General features: G+C 58.4%; 12 protein-coding genes. 2 read left to right on the forward strand and 10 right to left on the reverse strand.

The genetic code is table 11. The annotated features are described in order from the left end of the window. Positions 1-4 precede the first annotated feature (4 nt). Genes MOQ06_RS16515 through glpE form a run of 3 tightly spaced genes read right to left on the reverse strand, consistent with a single transcriptional unit; the run spans position 5 to position 1,990 of the window. Positions 5-763 carry a DeoR/GlpR family transcriptional regulator gene (locus tag MOQ06_RS16515; protein WP_242173991.1) on the reverse strand — a complete coding sequence of 253 codons (759 nt, stop codon included), beginning with the start codon at positions 761-763 and terminating at the stop codon, positions 5-7. Between the two features lie 16 nt (positions 764-779). Then, positions 780-1,610: a rhomboid family intramembrane serine protease GlpG gene (gene glpG, locus MOQ06_RS16520; RefSeq protein WP_148420573.1), complete on the reverse strand. Its 831-nt coding sequence runs from the start codon at positions 1,608-1,610 to the stop codon at positions 780-782. A gap of 47 nt (positions 1,611-1,657) precedes the next feature. After that, positions 1,658-1,990, reverse strand: a complete 333-nt coding sequence (glpE, locus tag MOQ06_RS16525; protein WP_114979336.1) for a thiosulfate sulfurtransferase GlpE — start codon at positions 1,988-1,990, stop codon at positions 1,658-1,660. Positions 1,991-2,240: 250 nt separating this feature from the next. On the opposite strand from glpE, the gene glpD reads away from it, so the two are divergent. Further along, entirely contained in the window at positions 2,241-3,749 is a 1,509-nt protein-coding gene (glpD, locus tag MOQ06_RS16530; protein ID WP_148420572.1) for a glycerol-3-phosphate dehydrogenase, read from the forward strand. A gap of 96 nt (positions 3,750-3,845) precedes the next feature. Here the strand turns inward: glpD and glgP are convergent, their stop codons facing one another. The 6 genes from glgP to asd all read right to left on the reverse strand — a co-directional run bounded on the left by glgP (position 3,846) and on the right by asd (position 14,558). Further along, positions 3,846-6,293, reverse strand: coding sequence for a glycogen phosphorylase (gene glgP / locus MOQ06_RS16535; protein ID WP_242173993.1), 2,448 nt, complete (start codon positions 6,291-6,293; stop codon positions 3,846-3,848). 18 nt (positions 6,294-6,311) lie between these two features. Further along, positions 6,312-7,745 (reverse strand): glycogen synthase GlgA, encoded by a 1,434-nt coding sequence (glgA, locus tag MOQ06_RS16540; protein ID WP_242174445.1) that lies wholly within the window; start codon positions 7,743-7,745, stop codon positions 6,312-6,314. Beyond that, positions 7,745-9,040: a glucose-1-phosphate adenylyltransferase gene (gene glgC / locus MOQ06_RS16545; protein WP_148420570.1), complete on the reverse strand. Its 1,296-nt coding sequence runs from the start codon at positions 9,038-9,040 to the stop codon at positions 7,745-7,747. Before glgC ends, glgA begins: the two co-directional genes overlap by 1 nt. A 17-nt stretch (positions 9,041-9,057) precedes the next feature. Beyond that, positions 9,058-11,031 carry a glycogen debranching protein GlgX gene (glgX, locus tag MOQ06_RS16550; protein ID WP_242173995.1) on the reverse strand — a complete coding sequence of 658 codons (1,974 nt, stop codon included), beginning with the start codon at positions 11,029-11,031 and terminating at the stop codon, positions 9,058-9,060. Continuing rightward, positions 11,028-13,214, reverse strand: coding sequence for a 1,4-alpha-glucan branching enzyme (gene glgB / locus MOQ06_RS16555; RefSeq protein ID WP_148420568.1), 2,187 nt, complete (start codon positions 13,212-13,214; stop codon positions 11,028-11,030). Before glgB ends, glgX begins: the two co-directional genes overlap by 4 nt. A gap of 240 nt (positions 13,215-13,454) precedes the next feature. Then, positions 13,455-14,558: an aspartate-semialdehyde dehydrogenase gene (gene asd, locus MOQ06_RS16560; RefSeq protein ID WP_242173997.1), complete on the reverse strand. Its 1,104-nt coding sequence runs from the start codon at positions 14,556-14,558 to the stop codon at positions 13,455-13,457. A gap of 179 nt (positions 14,559-14,737) precedes the next feature. On the opposite strand from asd, the gene MOQ06_RS16565 reads away from it, so the two are divergent. Continuing rightward, positions 14,738-15,331: a YhgN family NAAT transporter gene (locus tag MOQ06_RS16565; protein WP_119937578.1), complete on the forward strand. Its 594-nt coding sequence runs from the start codon at positions 14,738-14,740 to the stop codon at positions 15,329-15,331. Between the two features lie 79 nt (positions 15,332-15,410). Here the strand turns inward: MOQ06_RS16565 and gntU are convergent, their stop codons facing one another. Next, positions 15,411-16,751, reverse strand: a complete 1,341-nt coding sequence (gene gntU / locus MOQ06_RS16570) for a gluconate transporter (RefSeq protein ID WP_148420566.1) — start codon at positions 16,749-16,751, stop codon at positions 15,411-15,413. Between the last annotated feature and the right edge of the window lies 1 nt (position 16,752).

Raw genomic sequence — 16,752 nt, forward strand, 5'->3', positions numbered from 1 at the left:
CTTCTCAACATAACTCTAACTGCACATTATTATCCTTAATTACCTGCAGTACCCCCGCTGGCGGCATCACGTCGGTGTAAACCGCGTTGACCATGCTGATGCTGCCCATGTTCACCATCGCGTTACGGCCAAACTTGGAATGGTCCACCACCAGCATCACGTGGCGCGAGTTATCTATAATCGCGCGCTTGGTGCGCACCTCGTGATAATCGAACTCCAGCAGCGAGCCGTCGGTGTCGATGCCGCTGATTCCCAGAATGCCAAAATCGAGACGAAACTGAGAAATAAAATCGAGGGTCGCCTCGCCGATAATGCCACCGTCGCGGCTGCGCAGTTCGCCCCCCGCGAGAATGATGCGGAAATCATCTTTCTGCATCAGGGTGTTGGCCACGTTCAGGTTGTTGGTGACCACGCGCAGGTTCTCGTGGTTGAGCAGCGCGTGGGCGACCGCTTCCGGCGTGGTGCCGATATCAATAAACAGCGTTGCGCCGTTCGGGATCTGGCTCGCCACTTTGCGGGCAATACGCTCTTTCTCTGCCGTTTGCGTGGCCTTACGGTCGTGCCACGAGGTATTCACCGAGCTGGACGGCAGCGCGGCGCCGCCGTGGTGTCGCAGGATACGGTTCTGATCGGCAAGGTCGTTCAGGTCACGACGGATGGTTTGCGGGCTGACGGCAAACTGCTCCACCAGCTCTTCGGTGCTGACGTATCCCTGTTTTTTTACCAATTCGATAATGGCGTCATGACGTTGTGTTTGTTTCATGAAATATCCCTGGGAATTATGTTCGTTTTCGCGCATGGAGCGTGTCGGCAAGCGCCATCGCCAGCCCGACCGCCAGCCCGGTAACGTGCGCACCGTTGGCGATAGACATACCAAACAGATCGAACCATCCGGCAATAAGCCATATTAACGCAAAGGTTATTAAGCCGCGTTGTAAATAGATGCCGCTATCCGGGTCGCGCTCGCCTCTGAGCCAGGCGTAACCCATCAGGGCGTACACCACACCGGATAACCCGCCAAACCACGGGCCGCTGAATTTGTGCTGCACGTAGCCGCTCAGCAGGGCGCTAATGATGGTGATTACAATCAGCTTGCCGCTTCCGAGCCGCTTCTCTACCGCGCCGCCGAGATACCACCACCACAGCAGGTTAAAGAGAATATGCATTACCGAGAAGTGCATTAGCGCATGGGAGACGTAGCGCCAGACGTCAAACTCCAGAGAGGGATCGTACGGCCACGCCAGGGCCAGCATCACGCTCTGGTCGCCCACCACGTTCATAATAATGAAAACGAGGATACAGGCCGCCATCAGCAGCAGGGTAAACGGGCCTGCGCGCTCGCGGATCGTGGCAAGGAACGGAAAACGCTGATAATGCAGTCCGCTGCCGGTATGGCCGGATTGCCAGCTTGCCGCCAGATAGCGAGGATCGCCAGGATTTTCCAGGAAGCGCGCCAGCTCGGCGTTAACGCGATCGGCCTGGCTTTCATCCGCCAGCCAGACGTCCGTTTGCGTATGCTGCTGAATAGTCAGGATAATGCCCTGCGTCGCCATATAGTCGACAAACGCCTGGGCGACGCGCGGGTTGCTAAAAGAGGTGATCATCAACATGGGCAGCGGTCGCTTATTTCCACACAAAAGGGGACAGTATAGCGGGATCAGCGCTCGAACGCGTATTCAACTTCTGCCGGGAAATGACGATGCCAGGCGTCGAAGCCGCCGTCGACGCTGTAGACCGCATCGTAGCCCTGCTGGATCAGATACTGGGCCGCGCCTTTACTGCTGTTGCCGTGGTAGCACATGACCATCACCGGGGTTTCGAAGTCGTTATCGCGCATAAACGCCCCCAGCGTGTCGTTGGTCAGATGGAACGCGCCCGGGGTGTGGCCCATCGCAAAGCTCTGCGGATCGCGGATATCCACCAGCACCGCTGTTCCCTGGTGCATCTTCTGGTGGGCTTCTTCTACGTTAATACATTCAAACTGATCCATGGTGTTCTCTTTCTGTTGTTCAGGTTGGGTGCGCTCTGATGCCCTCACCCCAGCCCTCTCCCACGGGGAGAGGGAGAAAAGTTAGTCGCACTATTTTACCCCGTAGTGTACGTCCTGGCGGCGGGTAAACGCCATTATGTTATCCATATCACTCTAAATTGTTTTTTTGATGTTACCAAAAGCGCGTTCCTTTGCTATTATGAGCGATATCGAACATTTCTGAGCTTTAACGAAAGTGCATGAGGGTGTTATGGAAACCAAAGATCTGATTGTGATAGGCGGTGGCATCAACGGTGCCGGTATTGCGGTCGACGCCGCAGGACGCGGATTATCCGTGCTGATGCTGGAAGCTAACGATCTCGCCTGCGCGACGTCGTCCGCCAGCTCCAAGCTGATCCACGGTGGCCTGCGCTACCTGGAACACTACGAATTCCGCCTGGTCAGCGAAGCGCTGGCCGAACGTGAAGTGCTGCTGAAGATGGCGCCGCATCTGGCAATCCCGATGCGCTTCCGCCTGCCCCACCGTCCGCACCTGCGTCCGGCGTGGATGATCCGCATTGGCCTGTTTATGTACGATCATCTCGGCAAACGCACCAGCCTGCCGGGTTCGAACGGTTTGCGTTTTGGCTCAGAATCGGTCCTTAAGCCTGAAATCGTGCGCGGTTTCGAATATTCCGACTGCTGGGTTGACGATGCGCGTCTGGTTCTGGCTAACGCGCAGATGGTGGAGAAGAAAGGCGGCGAGGTGAAAACCCGCACCCGCGCGACCGCCGCGCGTCGTGAAAACGGCCTGTGGATCGTGGAAGCGGAAGACGTGGATACCGGCGAGAAGTTCAGCTGGAAAGCGCGCGGCCTGGTGAACGCCACCGGCCCGTGGGTGAAACAGTTCTTCGACGACGGCATGCACCTGCCTTCACCGTACGGCATCCGCCTGATTAAGGGCAGCCACATCGTGGTGCCGCGCGTGCATACCCAGAAGCAGGCTTATATCCTGCAAAACGAAGACAAGCGCATCGTGTTTGTGATCCCGTGGATGGACGAGTTCTCCATCATCGGCACCACCGACGTGGAGTACAAGGGCGATCCGAAAAACGTGGAGATCGACGAGAGCGAGGTCAGCTACCTGCTGAAGGTGTATAACGCGCACTTTAAAAAGCAGCTTGCGCGCGATGACGTGGTCTGGACTTACTCCGGCGTGCGTCCGCTGTGCGATGACGAGTCTGATTCACCGCAGGCGATCACCCGCGACTACACGCTCGATATCCACGACGAAGGCGGTCAGGCGCCGCTGCTGTCAGTCTTTGGCGGCAAACTGACCACCTACCGCAAGCTGGCCGAGCACGCGCTGGAAAAACTGGCGCCGTACTATAAAGGCATTGGCCCGGCGTGGACCAAAGAGGCGGTGCTGCCTGGCGGTGATATCGGCGGAAACCGCGACGATTACGCCGCGAAGCTGCGCCGTCGCTACCCGTTCATCACCGAAGGTATGGCGCGCCACTATGCCCGCACCTACGGCAGCAATACCGAGCTGTTCCTGGGAGACGCGAAAGCGCTTGCCGATCTGGGCGAGCATTTCGGCCACGAGCTGTACGAAGCGGAGCTGCGCTACCTGGTTGAACACGAGTGGGTTCGTCGCCTGGAAGATGCCATCTGGCGCCGTACTAAAGAAGGGATGTGGCTCAACGCCGAGCAGCAGTCTCGCGTGGCGCAGTGGCTGGCGCAGCATGCGGGAAAGCGTGAGCTGTCGTTGGCGTCTTGATGCGATAGGTGCGGGCTGTCCCCCTCACCCTGACCCTCTCCCACAGGGGAGAGGTAACAAACGCTAAAAGCGGCAACCCGGGTTGCCGCTTTGCTTTTATAACCGCACCGGATCGATATGCCAGATATTCTCGGCATACTCCTTGATGGTTCTGTCCGACGAGAAGTAACCCATGTTGGCGATGTTATGCATCGCGGCGCTGGTCCACTTCTCCTGATGCCGGTACAGCTCGTCCACCCTATCCTGACAATCCACGTAGCTGCGGTAATCCGCCAGCACCTGATAGTGGTCGCCAAAGTTAATCAGCGAATCCACCAGGTCACGGTAGCGGCCGGGCTCCTCAGGATTAAATACCCCGGTAGCGATTTGCGTCAGCACCTGGCGTAACTCCTCATCCTCTTCGTAATACTCGCGCGGCGAGTAGCCCTTCTTGCGAAGCGCCTCCACCTCTTCCGCCGTATTGCCGAAGATAAAGATATTCTCCGCCCCCACGTGGTCCAGCATCTCGACGTTGGCGCCGTCCAGCGTGCCGATGGTCAGCGCGCCGTTCAGGGCAAACTTCATGTTGCTGGTGCCGGACGCTTCCGTTCCCGCCGTGGAAATCTGCTCAGAGAGATCCGCCGCCGGAATAATCAGCTGCGCCAGGCTCACGCTGTAGTTCGGGATAAACACCACCTTCAGCCTGTCGCCAATGTCCGGATCCTGGTTGACCACCTTCGCCACATCGTTGATGAGGTGAATGATGTGCTTCGCCATGTAGTAGGCGGACGCCGCCTTGCCGGCAAAGATTTTCACGCGCGGCACCCACTCCGCCGTCGGATCGGCCTTGATGCGGTTGTAGTGGGTAATAACGTGCAGCACGTTCATCAGCTGACGCTTGTACTCGTGGATACGCTTGATCTGCACGTCAAACAGCGCTTTCGGGTTTGCCACCACGTTGAGGTGCATCGCCAGCCAGACTGCCAGACGCTTTTTGTTCAGCAGCTTGGCTTCGCGCACGGCTTTGTTTACCGTCGGGAAATCAATGTGCTGCTCAAGCTCGCTCAGCTGGCTCAAATCGGTACGCCAGGTGCGGCCAATGTTCTCATCCAGCACGTCGGAGAGCGGCTGGTTCGCCAGCGCCAGCCAGCGGCGCGGCGTAACGCCGTTGGTCACGTTGCAGAAACGCGTCGGGAAGATCTTCGCGAAGTCCGCGAACAGCGACTGCACCATCAGGTTCGAGTGCAGCTCTGAAACCCCGTTCACCTTGTGGCTGATCACCACCGCCAGCCAGGCCATGCGTACGCGACGGCCATTGGATTCATCAATGATCGAGGCGCGGCTCAGCAGGCCGGTATCGTTCGGGTACTGCTCCTGCAGGGTCTTGAGGAAGTAGTCGTTGATCTCGAAGATGATCTGCAGGTGGCGCGGCAGAATTTTGCCGAGCATGTCCACCGGCCACGTCTCCAGCGCTTCGCTCATCAGCGTGTGGTTGGTGTACGAGAACACCTGACAGGTCACTTCAAACGCGTCATCCCAGCTGAACTTATGCTCGTCAATCAGCAGGCGCATCAGCTCGGGGATCGACAGCACCGGATGGGTATCGTTGAGGTGAATAGCGGTTTTCTCTGCCAGATTCGCGTAGGTTTTGTGCAGCTGATAGTGACGGCTAAGGATATCCTGAATCGTTGCCGAGACGAGGAAATACTCCTGACGCAGGCGCAGCTCGCGGCCCGAGTAGGTCGAGTCATCCGGGTAGAGCACGCGGGAGACGTTCTCGGAGTGGTTTTTATCTTCCACCGCCGCGAAGTAGTCGCCCTGGTTAAATTTACCCAGGTTGATCTCGCTACTGGCCTGCGCGTTCCACAGACGCAGCGTATTGGTCGCGTCGGTGTCGTAGCCGGGGATGATCTGGTCATAGGCAACGGCGAGGATCTCTTCGGTTTCCACCCAGCGGGATTTTTTCCCTTCCTGCTGAATGCGCCCGCCAAAGCGCACCTTATAGCGCGTATTGTGGCGCTTGAACTCCCACGGGTTACCGTATTCCAGCCAGTAGTCCGGCGACTCTTTCTGACGGCCATCGACGATGTTCTGCTTGAACATGCCGTAGTCGTAGCGAATACCGTACCCGCGTCCCGGCAGCGCCAGCGTCGCCAGCGAATCAAGGAAGCAGGCGGCAAGACGCCCGAGTCCGCCGTTACCCAGCCCCGGGTCGTTCTCTTCGTCAATCAGCTCTTCTAAGTCCAGCCCCATCTCTTCCAGCGCGTTTTTAACGTCGTCGTAAATACCGAGCGACAGCAGCGCGTTGGAGAGGGTGCGGCCAATCAGAAATTCCATCGACAGGTAGTACACCTGTCGCGTCTCCTGCGAAAGCTGGGCGCGGTTGGAGCGCAGCCAGCGTTCGACCATACGGTCCCGCACCGCAAACAGCGTGGCGTTCAGCCATTCGTGCTTGTTGGCAATAACGGGATCTTTCCCGATGGTAAACATCAGCTTATAGGCGATGGAGTGCTTTAACGCCTCAACGCTGAGCGTGGGTGAAGAGTAGCTAAATGGAGCATTCATATCAGTAACTTCGCCTCGTTACATCAAGCGTTGATAAAGGTCGCGGTAGGACTGCGCCGCAACGTGCCAGCCAAAGTCCATGGACATCGCCTGACGCTGCACGTAACGCCAGAGGGATGGACGGGACCACAAGACGAAAGCGCGCCGAATCGCGCGAAGCAGCGACCAGGCATTACTGTCCTCAAAGACGAACCCGCTGGCGATACCGTCCGCCAGGTTCTCCAGAGAACTATCCGACACCGTATCCGCCAGCCCGCCCGTGCGCCGCACCAGCGGCAGCGTGCCGTATTTCAGGCCATAGAGCTGCGTCAGGCCGCAGGGTTCGAATCGGCTCGGTACCAGAATGACGTCCGCGCCGCCCATGATGCGGTGGGAAAACGCTTCGTGATAGCCAATCTGTACGCCCACCTGCCCCGGATGTTCCGCCGCGGCCGCCAGGAAGCCTTCCTGCAACACCGGGTCGCCCGCGCCGAGCAGCGCCAGCTGGCCGCCCTGCTCCAGTAGCCCCGGCAGCGCCTCCAGCACCAGATCCAGCCCTTTCTGGCTGGTGAGGCGGCTGACCACCGCAAACAGCGGCACCTTGTCGTTGACCTTAAGCCCCATCGCAATCTGCAGCTGACGCTTGTTTTCCGCTTTTTCTTCCACCGAGTCGCGCCCGTAGCGCGCCGCCAGCAGAAGATCGGTTTCCGGGTTCCAGATCTGCTCATCCACGCCGTTCAGGATCCCCGACAGGCGACCTTCACGATGGCGCTGCTGCAGCAGGCCTTCCATGCCGTAGCCAAACTCCGGCTGGGTGATTTCTCGCGCATAGGTGGGGCTAACCGCCGTAATATGGTCGGCGTAGTACAGCCCCGCCTTCAGGAACGAAATCTGCCCGTTAAACTCCAGCCCGTGCATGTTAAAGAACGACCATGGCAGATCGATGTCATTCATATGATGGGCGTAATACATGCCCTGATACGCCAGGTTGTGCACCGTAAACACCGATTTGGCCGGATGGCCTTTCGCCGCCAGATACGCGGGCGCAAGCCCGGCATGCCAGTCGTGCGCGTGTACCACGTCAGGACGCCAGAACGGATCCAGCCCGACCGCCATCTCTGCGCCCACCCAGCCGAGCAGCGCAAAGCGCAGCACGTTGTCGGTATAGGCGAACAGGTTGGTATCGTGATACGGGCTGCCCGGTCGGTTGTATAAATGCGGCGCATCAATCAGGTAAATCCCTACGCCATTGTAGTGTCCAAACAGCAGGGTGATACGTCCCGCGAAGGTTTCACGGCGGCTAACAACCTTTGCATCAGGAATACCGCGTCGGATATCCGGAAAAGCGGGCAACAACACGCGGGTATCTACCCCTCCGGCAATTTGCGCCGCCGGTAGTGCCCCAAGAACATCCGCCAGTCCGCCCGTTTTTAACAACGGGAACATCTCAGAACATACGTGTAAAACCTGCATCATCGCTCCTGTTTGATTTGCAGCTTCCGCAACATTTCCCGTGTTACTAACACGATCCCCTCTTCCGAACGGTAGAAACGACGCGCATCTTCTTCCGCGTTTTCGCCAATCACCATCCCCTCAGGAATGACGCAGGCACGGTCGATTACGCAACGACGCAGACGACACGAGCGTCCTACCCAGACATCCGGCAGCAGAACGGCCGAATCGATATTACAGAATGAGTTTATACGCACGCGCGGGAACAGCACGGACTGCACCACCACCGAACCGGAAATAATGCACCCGCCAGAAACCAGCGAGTTCAGCGTCATGCCGTGGCTGCCGGAACGGTCCTGCACGAACTTCGCGGGCGGCAGCGATTCCATATGGGTGCGAATCGGCCAGTTCTGGTCGTACATGTCCAGCTCGGGCGTTACGGACGCCAGATCGAGGTTGGCTTTCCAGTACGCTTCCAGGGTTCCCACGTCGCGCCAGTAAGGTTCCGCATTAGGATCGGACTGCACGCAGGACAGCGGGAAGGGGTGTGCATACGCCATGCCAGCTTTGGTGATTTTCGGGATAATGTCTTTGCCGAAATCGTGGCTGGAGTTTTCGTCTTTGTCGTCTTCTTCCAGCAGCTCATAAAGATAATCTGCATCAAAGACATAGATCCCCATGCTGGCGAGCGATTTGGTGTCGTCCCCCGGCATGGTTGGCGGGTTCGACGGCTTTTCGACAAAGTCGATAATCTTGTCGTCCGCATCCACGTGCATCACGCCAAAGGCGGTTGCTTCAGCAACGGGCACGGGCAAACACGCTACGGTGCATCGCGCCCCTTTTTCCACATGGTCGATCAGCATGTGGGAGTAATCCTGCTTGTAGATGTGGTCACCCGCGAGGATCACGATGTATTCCGCGTTGTAGCGGCGAATGATGTCGAGGTTTTGGGTTACGGCATCCGCCGTGCCGCGGTACCAGTTTTCCCCGTGAACGCGCTGCTGAGCGGGAAGCAGATCGACAAACTCGTTCATCTCTTCGCTGAAAAATGACCAGCCGCGCTGAATGTGCTGCACCAGCGTGTGCGACTGGTACTGCGTAATGACGCCAATGCGGCGAATGCCTGAGTTCAGGCAGTTGGAGAGTGCAAAATCGATAATACGAAACTTACCACCAAAGTGAACCGCCGGCTTGGCGCGCTTGATGGTCAAATCTTTCAGACGGGTACCGCGCCCGCCCGCGAGTATCAGGGCAACTGTTTTTAATGGTAGCTGGCGTGCCAACATTAACGGATCGTTCTTCTCTAATCTAACCATGACTAACTCCTTTTTTATCATCTTTGGAATACGCACACTCCGTGCGCAGGCCCGTGCCAGACAGCCATAACTACCGGATTATCCGCTCCGGCAAAGGGAGGAACGGCTCGCCATTCCCCGTCAGGTAAAACAATCTCTGCGACGTCATCCGTCGCGTTGAGCGTAACCAGCCAGCGATCCGAAAGCAGGATCTGCAGGCGCGGTACGCCGTGTTGCCACTCTTGCGCGCTTAACGGTTGCGCGTCTTGATTCAGCCAGCGAACGTTGCCGTCGCCCTCTTCCCACCAGCTGTCGGCGGTAAGCGCGGGAATGTGCTGGCGAAGATGGATCAGCGCCGCGGTGAAATGGATCAACCCGCTGTTCGCTTCTCCCCAGTCGAGCCAGGTCAGGGTATTGTCCTGGCAATAGGCGTTATTGTTGCCGTGCTGGCTATGGCCGTGCTCATCGCCCGCCAGCAGCATCGGCGTGCCCTGCGACAGCAAAAGCGTCGTCAGCAGCGCATGAACGCTGGCGCGTCGCCGCTCGATCACGTCCAGACTTCCGCCTAACCCTTCTATACCATGATTGAAGCTATGGTTATTGTTAGTGCCATCGCGATTCTCCTCGCCGTTTGCCTCATTGTGTTTCTGATTGAAACAAACGCAGTCGCGCAGCGTAAAACCGTCGTGCGCCGTCACCAGATTGACGGTGGCCGACGGACGTTTTCCGTCGCGCTTAAAGAGATCGCTGGAGCCGGCAAAGCGGCTGGCGAACTCTCCCAGCGACAGATCGCGCGCCAGCCAGAAGCGGCGGACGGCGTCGCGGAAGTGGTCGTTCCACTCGGCAAACAGCGGCGGGAAGTTCCCCACCTGGTAACCGCCCTCGCCGATATCCCACGGCTCCGCGATGAGCTTCACCTGTGAAAGTACCGGGCAGTTTTTTATCGCCTCAAACAGCGGCGCCTGCTGGCGGAATGCCGGAGTACGCCCCATCACCGGCGCCAGGTCAAAACGAAAGCCGTCCACGTGGAACGTCTCAACCCAGTACTTCAGGCACTCGTACGCGTAATGCGTGACTGCCGGATGGCTAAGGTTGAGGGTGTTACCACAGCCGGTCCAGTTCTCGTAGTCGCCGTCTTCCCTGATCCAATAATAGCTACGGTTATCGATTCCGCGCTGTGAGAGCGTCGGGCCGTCCAGATCGCTTTCCGCGCTGTGGTTTAGCACCACGTCGAGAATGACCTCAATTCCCGCCGCGTGAAGCGCCTTCACCGCGTCGCGAAACTCATCCCGCGCCTTCTCCGGATGCACCGCGTAGCGCGGGTCAAGGGCGAACATCGCCAGCGGGTTGTAGCCCCAGTAGTTGCTTAACCCAAGACGCTGAAGGCGCGGCTCGCTGGCGAAATGCGCCACCGGCAGCAGCTCCAGCGCGGTAATGCCCAGCTGCTTCAGGTAGGCGACCATCGTCGGATGCCCAAGCGCCTTATAGGTGCCGCGCATCTCTTTCGGGATCGACGGGTGCAGATACGTCAGCCCTTTGACGTGAGCTTCATAAATGACGGTATTGCCCCACGGCGTGCGCGGTGAGGCATCGTCTTCCCAGTCGTAGAGATCGTGCACCACCACGCTTTTGGGCGCGACGGACGCACTGTCGCGGTGGTCGGGTTCACCGTAGCCGACGTGGAACAGCGGGTCGTCTTTAAACTCGCCGTCCACGCGGTGGGCACACGGGTCAATCAGCAGCTTCGCCGGGTTAAACCAGTGCCCCTGAGAAGGCGCCCAGGGGCCGTGAACGCGAAAACCGTAGTGCATCCCCGGCCGTCCTCCGGCCAGGTAGCCATGCCAGGTATCTCCCGTGCGCGCCGGTAAATCGTAACGATGCTCGTTACCTTCCCCGTCAAACACGCAGAGTTCCACCCGCTCCGCGTGAGCAGAAAAGAGCGTGAAGTTCACCCCCTTTCCGTCAAAACTCGCCCCGAGCGGTTCGGGTTTACCTGCCGTAAGCTGCGTCATTCTCCCTCCCGCACCAGCCAGATGGTGCTAAGCGGCGGCAGCGTCAGGCTGAGGGAGTTCGGACGACCGTGGCTTTCGATGGCGTCGCTCTGCACCAGGCCACCGTTACCGGCGTTGCTGCCGTGGTAGTGCATGGAGTCGGTATTGAGAATTTCGCGCCATTTGCCCGGCTGGTTAATGCCGAAGCGGTAGTGCTCACGCGGCACCGGCGTGAAGTTGCTGGCAACGACGATCTCGTTACCCGCTTTGTCACGACGCACAAAGACAAACACCGAGCGCGCGTGGTCGTCCACCACCAGCCACTCAAAGCCATACGGATCGAAGTCCAGCTCGTGCAGCGCTTTGTGATGGCGATAGGTCAGGTTCAGATCGCGGACCAGACGCTGCACGCCGTGGTGCCAGTTGTCAGCGCCTTCCAGCAGATGCCAGTCGAGGCTGGAGTCGTGGTTCCACTCGCGCCCCTGGGCAAACTCGTTGCCCATAAACAGCAGCTTTTTGCCCGGGAAGGCAAACATCCAGCCGTAGTAGGCGCGCAGGTTGGCAAACTTCTGCCACGCGTCGCCCGGCATGCGGTCGAGAATGGATTTTTTGCCGTGCACCACTTCATCGTGCGACAGCGGCAGCATGAAGTTTTCGGTGTAGTTGTAGAGCAGCCCGAAGGTGAGCTTGTCGTGATGATACTGACGATAAACCGGGTCGAGCTTCATGTAGTCGAGCGTGTCGTGCATCCAGCCAAGGTTCCACTTGTACCAGAAGCCCAGGCCGCCCGTTGACGGCGGACGCGAAACGCCCGGGAAGTCGGTGGACTCTTCCGCCATGGTCACGGCACCGTCGACCTGCTCGCCGATAATGCGGTTGGTGTTGCGCAGAAACTCAATCGCTTCCAGGTTCTCGCGACCGCCATACTCGTTCGGGATCCACTCGCCCTCTTTGCGGCTATAGTCGCGATAGATCATCGACGCCACCGCATCCACGCGCAGGGCATCAATGCCGAAGCGCTCGATCCAGTAGAGCGCGTTCCCGACCAGGTAGTTCGCTACCTCACGCCGCCCGTAGTTGTAGATCAGCGTATTCCAGTCCTGGTGATAGCCTTCGCGCGGGTCGCTGTGCTCGTACAACTTCGTGCCGTCGAACTCGGCCAGCGCAAAATCATCCGACGGGAAGTGGCCCGGCACCCAGTCGAGAATGACGTTCAGGCCAGCGGCGTGCGCGGCATCAACGAAATAGCGGAAGTCATCGCGCGTGCCGAAGCGGCGGGTAGGCGCGTACATTCCGGTGGGCTGATAGCCCCAGCTTCCGTCGAAGGGGTGTTCGTTGATCGGCAGCAGCTCCAGATGGGTAAAGCCCATCCATTTGGCGTACGGTACCAGCTGGTCAGCCAGCTCGCGATAGCTCAGCCAGAAGTTGTCATCGGTGTGGCGGCGCCAGGAGCCGAGATGCACCTCATAAACGGAGATCGGCGCGTCGAAGCGGTTAGCCTGCTTGCGCTCCTCCGTCTGGACCACCTTCTCCGGCAGGCCGCAAATAAGAGAGGCGGTATTCGGGCGCAGCTCCGCTTCAAAGGCGTACGGGTCAGATTTAATACGCAGCTTGCCGTTGGCATCGATCATCTCGAACTTGTAGAGCTGACCGTTATGCGCCCCGGGGATGAACAGCTCCCAGATGCCGGTTTCCCGGCGCAGGCGCATGGGGTGTCGGCGGCCGTCCCAGTAGTTGAACTGCCCGACAACGGAGACGCGCCGGGCGTTTGGCGCCCATACGGCAAACCGCGTGCCGGTAATACCATCCATGGTATCCGCATGGGCACCCAGCGTTTCGTAAGGCCGCAGATGGGTGCCTTCGGACAGCAGCCAGGCATCCATCTCTTTTAAGAGCGGACCAAAGCTATAGGGGTCGTCAATCAGGTTCTGCTGACCGTGCCAGATGACGGCAAGCTGATAACGAAAGGGATTTTTACGACGGGGCATGACGCCCGAGAAGAAGCCACGCGAGTCGAGGCATTCAAGATTACCCACCTTGCGGCCGGTTTTGGGTTCGATAACCCATACTTCTGTGGCATCCGGTAACAGCGCGCGAACTTCCAGCCCGGCCTCTGTACGGTGCATCCCTAGCACAGAAAAGGGGTCGGCAAAATGACCCGCAATAAGCGCATTAATCACGTCTCTCGAAATACGATCGGACATGGTATTCATCCTGTTTTTTTATGTCGCCCTTTTTACTCGCTCCGGGACGACTTTTAATGTGACCTAAACGGTGCAGCTCATCCTCTCTGCTCCGTCCTACCCTCAGGTGAGAAATAAATCTTCCTTAAAGCATAGCCAACGACGAGGTTCCTCCTGATAAAAAATAAGACATCTGCGTTTTACTCCATGTAGTACGCACAAAAAGGGGGGCGATAATCACCCCCCGTGTTTAACAAAGTATTACGCCAGCTGGCGCAGCATGCGGCGCAGCGGCTCTGCGGCACCCCACAGCAGCTGGTCGCCAACGGTGAACGCGGAGAGGTACTCCGGGCCCATGTTCAGCTTACGCAGACGGCCAACCGGCGTGGTCAGCGTGCCGGTGACGGCTGCCGGAGTCAGCTCGCGCATGGTGATATCACGATCGTTTGGCACCACTTTCGCCCACGGGTTGTGTGCGGCGAGCAGCTCTTCCACGGTCGGAATAGACACATCTTTTTTCAGTTTAATGGTGAAGGCCTGGCTGTGGCAGCGCAGCGCGCCGATACGCACGCACAGGCCGTCAACCGGAATGGTGTTCGCGGTAGCGAGGATTTTGTTGGTCTCAGCCTGGCCCTTCCACTCTTCGCGGGTCTGGCCGTTATCCAGCTGTTTGTCGATCCACGGGATCAGACCGCCGGCCAGCGGTACGCCAAAGTTATCGACCGGCAGCTCGCCGCTGCGGGTCAGCTGGGTGACTTTGCGCTCGATGTCCAGAATCGCGGAAGCCGGGTTTGCCAGCTCGGTCGCGACGCTCTGGTGCAGCTGGCCCATCTGCGTCAGCAGCTCGCGCATATGGCGCGCGCCGCCGCCGGATGCCGCCTGGTAGGTCGCCACGGATACCCACTCCACCAGATCCTGGGCGAACAGGCCGCCGAGGGACATCAGCATCAGGCTGACGGTGCAGTTACCGCCGACAAAGGTTTTCACGCCGTTGTTCAGGCCGTCGGTGATGACGTCCTGGTTAACCGGGTCGAGAATGATGATGGCATCGTCTTTCATGCGAAGCGAAGAGGCCGCGTCAATCCAGTAGCCCTGCCAGCCGCTTTCACGCAGCTTCGGATAAATATCGTTGGTATAATCGCCGCCCTGGCAGGTCACAATAATGTCGAGTGCCTTCAGCGCTTCCAGATCGTAAGCATCCTGCAACGTGCCTGTGGTACCACCAAAGGACGGTGCAGCCTGGCCGAGCTGTGAAGTAGAGAAGAAGACCGGGCGGATGGCGTCGAAATCGCGCTCTTCAACCATGCGTTGCATGAGTACAGAGCCGACCATACCGCGCCAGCCGATAAAACCAACGTTTTTCATAGCATTTTTTTCCTGCAAGGGGTGTGTGCTGATTGTGCAAGCCAGTATTGAACTGGGATATGCTTCACATTACAAAATGCTGCCAAAGTCGCAAGCGAAATTAATCGATGATTGCCCGGCTATCAGAAAAAGTGCTAATCATCGGAATAACACTACTAAGACTCAGGGATAATTTAAAGATGAGTGAAATCATTTCCGCCGCGGTTTTATTGATCCTGATTATGGATCCACTCGGAAACCTGCCGATCTTCATGTCGGTGCTGAAACACACCGAGCCGAAGCGCCGCCGGGCGATCATGATCCGCGAGCTGCTCATCGCCCTGGTGGTGATGTTCATCTTCCTGTTCGCCGGTGAAAAAATCCTCGCGTTCCTGAACCTGCGCGCTGAAACGGTTTCGATTTCCGGCGGGATTATTCTGTTTTTGATTGCCATTAAGATGATTTTCCCGAGCGCGGAAGGCAGCAGCAGCGGCCTGCCTGCGGGTGAAGAGCCGTTTATCGTGCCGCTGGCTATTCCCCTGGTTGCCGGGCCAACGATTCTGGCGACGCTGATGCTGCTGTCGCATCAGTACCCGAACCAGATGAGCCACCTGGTCATTGCCCTGCTGATCGCCTGGGGCGGAACGTTCATTATTCTGCTGCAGTCATCGCTTTTCCTGCGCCTGCTGGGCGAGAAAGGGGTGAACGCGCTGGAGCGTCTGATGGGGCTGATTCTGGTGATGATGGCGACGCAGATGTTCCTGGACGGGATACGGGCGTGGATGAAGGGCTAGGTAAAAGCAAAACGGCAATCTAAGATTGCCGTTTTTAGTGGTTGCTCCCTCTCCCTCAGGGAGAGGGAGAAAGCCAGGGTTAGCTCAGCAGCGTAAACGCAATCATCCCGACAATCGCACCCGTCGTGCCGAGGATGGTTTCCATCAGCGTCCAGGTTTTCAGGGTTTGCGCTTCGGTCGCGCCGGTAAATTTACCGAACAGCCAGAAGCCTGCGTCGTTCACGTGCGATACCACAATCGAACCGCCCGCGATGCAGATAGACAGCGCCGCCATCTGCGCACCGGAGTAGTTCAGCTGTTCAATCACCGGCATCACCAGGCCTACGGCCGTTAAGCAGGCAACGGTTGCGGAGCCCTGAATGATACGTACCGCCGCGGCCAGCACGAAGCAGGTCACCGCAATCGGCAGGCCCATTCCGGTCAGCGCTTCACCCAGAGCAGGACCCACGCCGGAATCAACCAGCACCTGCTTGAACACGCCACCGGCACCGATCACCAGCAGAATGATACCCGCAGGCTGGAGCGCAGCACCGCAGATCTCCATCACGCGGTCTTTCGGCATGCCCTGACGCATCGCCAGGCCGTAAATTGCCACCAGACACGCCACCAGGATCGCGGTAAACGGATGACCGATAAACTCAAACCATTCATAGGCGGTAGAGCCTTCAGGCACAAAGCGGGCGGCAATGGTTTTCAGCCCCACCAGCACCAGCGGGAGCAGAATCAGCGACAGGCTGAAGCCGAAGGACGGCATTTTGCCCTCGCCCAGGTGCGGCTCGGTGATGTCGTCAGGTATGTGCAGCTCGACGTAGCGGCTGATGAAGTTGCCCCACAGCGGACCGGCGATAATCATCCCCGGGATTGCCGCGCACAGGCCAATCAGGATCATCCAGCCAAAGTCGGCGTGCATCTGGGAAGCCAGCAGCATCGGCGCAGGCCCCGGCAGCAGAAACGCCGCGGCTGCCGCCACGCCCGCAAACAGCGGAATGACCAGCTTCACAAGGTTAGTGCCGGTATGGCGCGCCATGGAGAACGCTACGCTAATCAGCAGCACCACGGCCACCTCAAAGAACAGCGGCAGCGCGCAAATCAGGCCAGCGAGGCCAATCGCGTAGTGCGCGCGGCTGTGGCCGAAGGATTTCAGCATCTTGACGGCAATCTGGTCGACCGCGCCCGTCTCGTGCAGGATCTTGCCAAACATCGCGCCCAGCGCGACCACAATGGCCAGGAAGCCCAGCGTGCCGCCCATCCCTTTTTCCATCGTCGCGGCGATCTTGTCGAGCGGCATGCCGGAAAAGAGACCTGCACCAATAGAAACCACCATCAAAGCAACGAAAGCGTGCATACGCGCCTTCATCACTAAAAACAGCAGCAGTAAAACGGAACCCACTGCTGTCAAAACAAGCGTTAATGTACTCAAA

The sequence above is a fragment of the Enterobacter sp. I4 genome, from assembly GCF_022669095.1.
Classification (GTDB): Bacteria; Pseudomonadota; Gammaproteobacteria; order Enterobacterales; family Enterobacteriaceae; genus Enterobacter; species Enterobacter pasteurii.

What these genes read in the sequence shown, in the direction of transcription:
- glpG (WP_148420573.1), bottom strand. Translation starts at nt 1,610, where the DNA reads ATGTTGATGATCACCTCTTTTAGCAACCCGCGCGTCGCCCAGGCGTTT.
- glpD (WP_148420572.1), top strand. Translation starts at nt 2,241, where the DNA reads ATGGAAACCAAAGATCTGATTGTGATAGGCGGTGGCATCAACGGTGCC.
- glgP (WP_242173993.1), bottom strand. Translation starts at nt 6,293, where the DNA reads ATGAATGCTCCATTTAGCTACTCTTCACCCACGCTCAGCGTTGAGGCG.
- MOQ06_RS16565 (WP_119937578.1), top strand. Translation starts at nt 14,738, where the DNA reads ATGAGTGAAATCATTTCCGCCGCGGTTTTATTGATCCTGATTATGGAT.
- MOQ06_RS16515 (WP_242173991.1), bottom strand. Translation starts at nt 763, where the DNA reads ATGAAACAAACACAACGTCATGACGCCATTATCGAATTGGTAAAAAAA.
- glgX (WP_242173995.1), bottom strand. Translation starts at nt 11,031, where the DNA reads ATGACGCAGCTTACGGCAGGTAAACCCGAACCGCTCGGGGCGAGTTTT.
- asd (WP_242173997.1), bottom strand. Translation starts at nt 14,558, where the DNA reads ATGAAAAACGTTGGTTTTATCGGCTGGCGCGGTATGGTCGGCTCTGTA.
- glgA (WP_242174445.1), bottom strand. Translation starts at nt 7,745, where the DNA reads ATGCAGGTTTTACACGTATGTTCTGAGATGTTCCCGTTGTTAAAAACG.
- glpE (WP_114979336.1), bottom strand. Translation starts at nt 1,990, where the DNA reads ATGGATCAGTTTGAATGTATTAACGTAGAAGAAGCCCACCAGAAGATG.
- glgC (WP_148420570.1), bottom strand. Translation starts at nt 9,040, where the DNA reads ATGGTTAGATTAGAGAAGAACGATCCGTTAATGTTGGCACGCCAGCTA.
- glgB (WP_148420568.1), bottom strand. Translation starts at nt 13,214, where the DNA reads ATGTCCGATCGTATTTCGAGAGACGTGATTAATGCGCTTATTGCGGGT.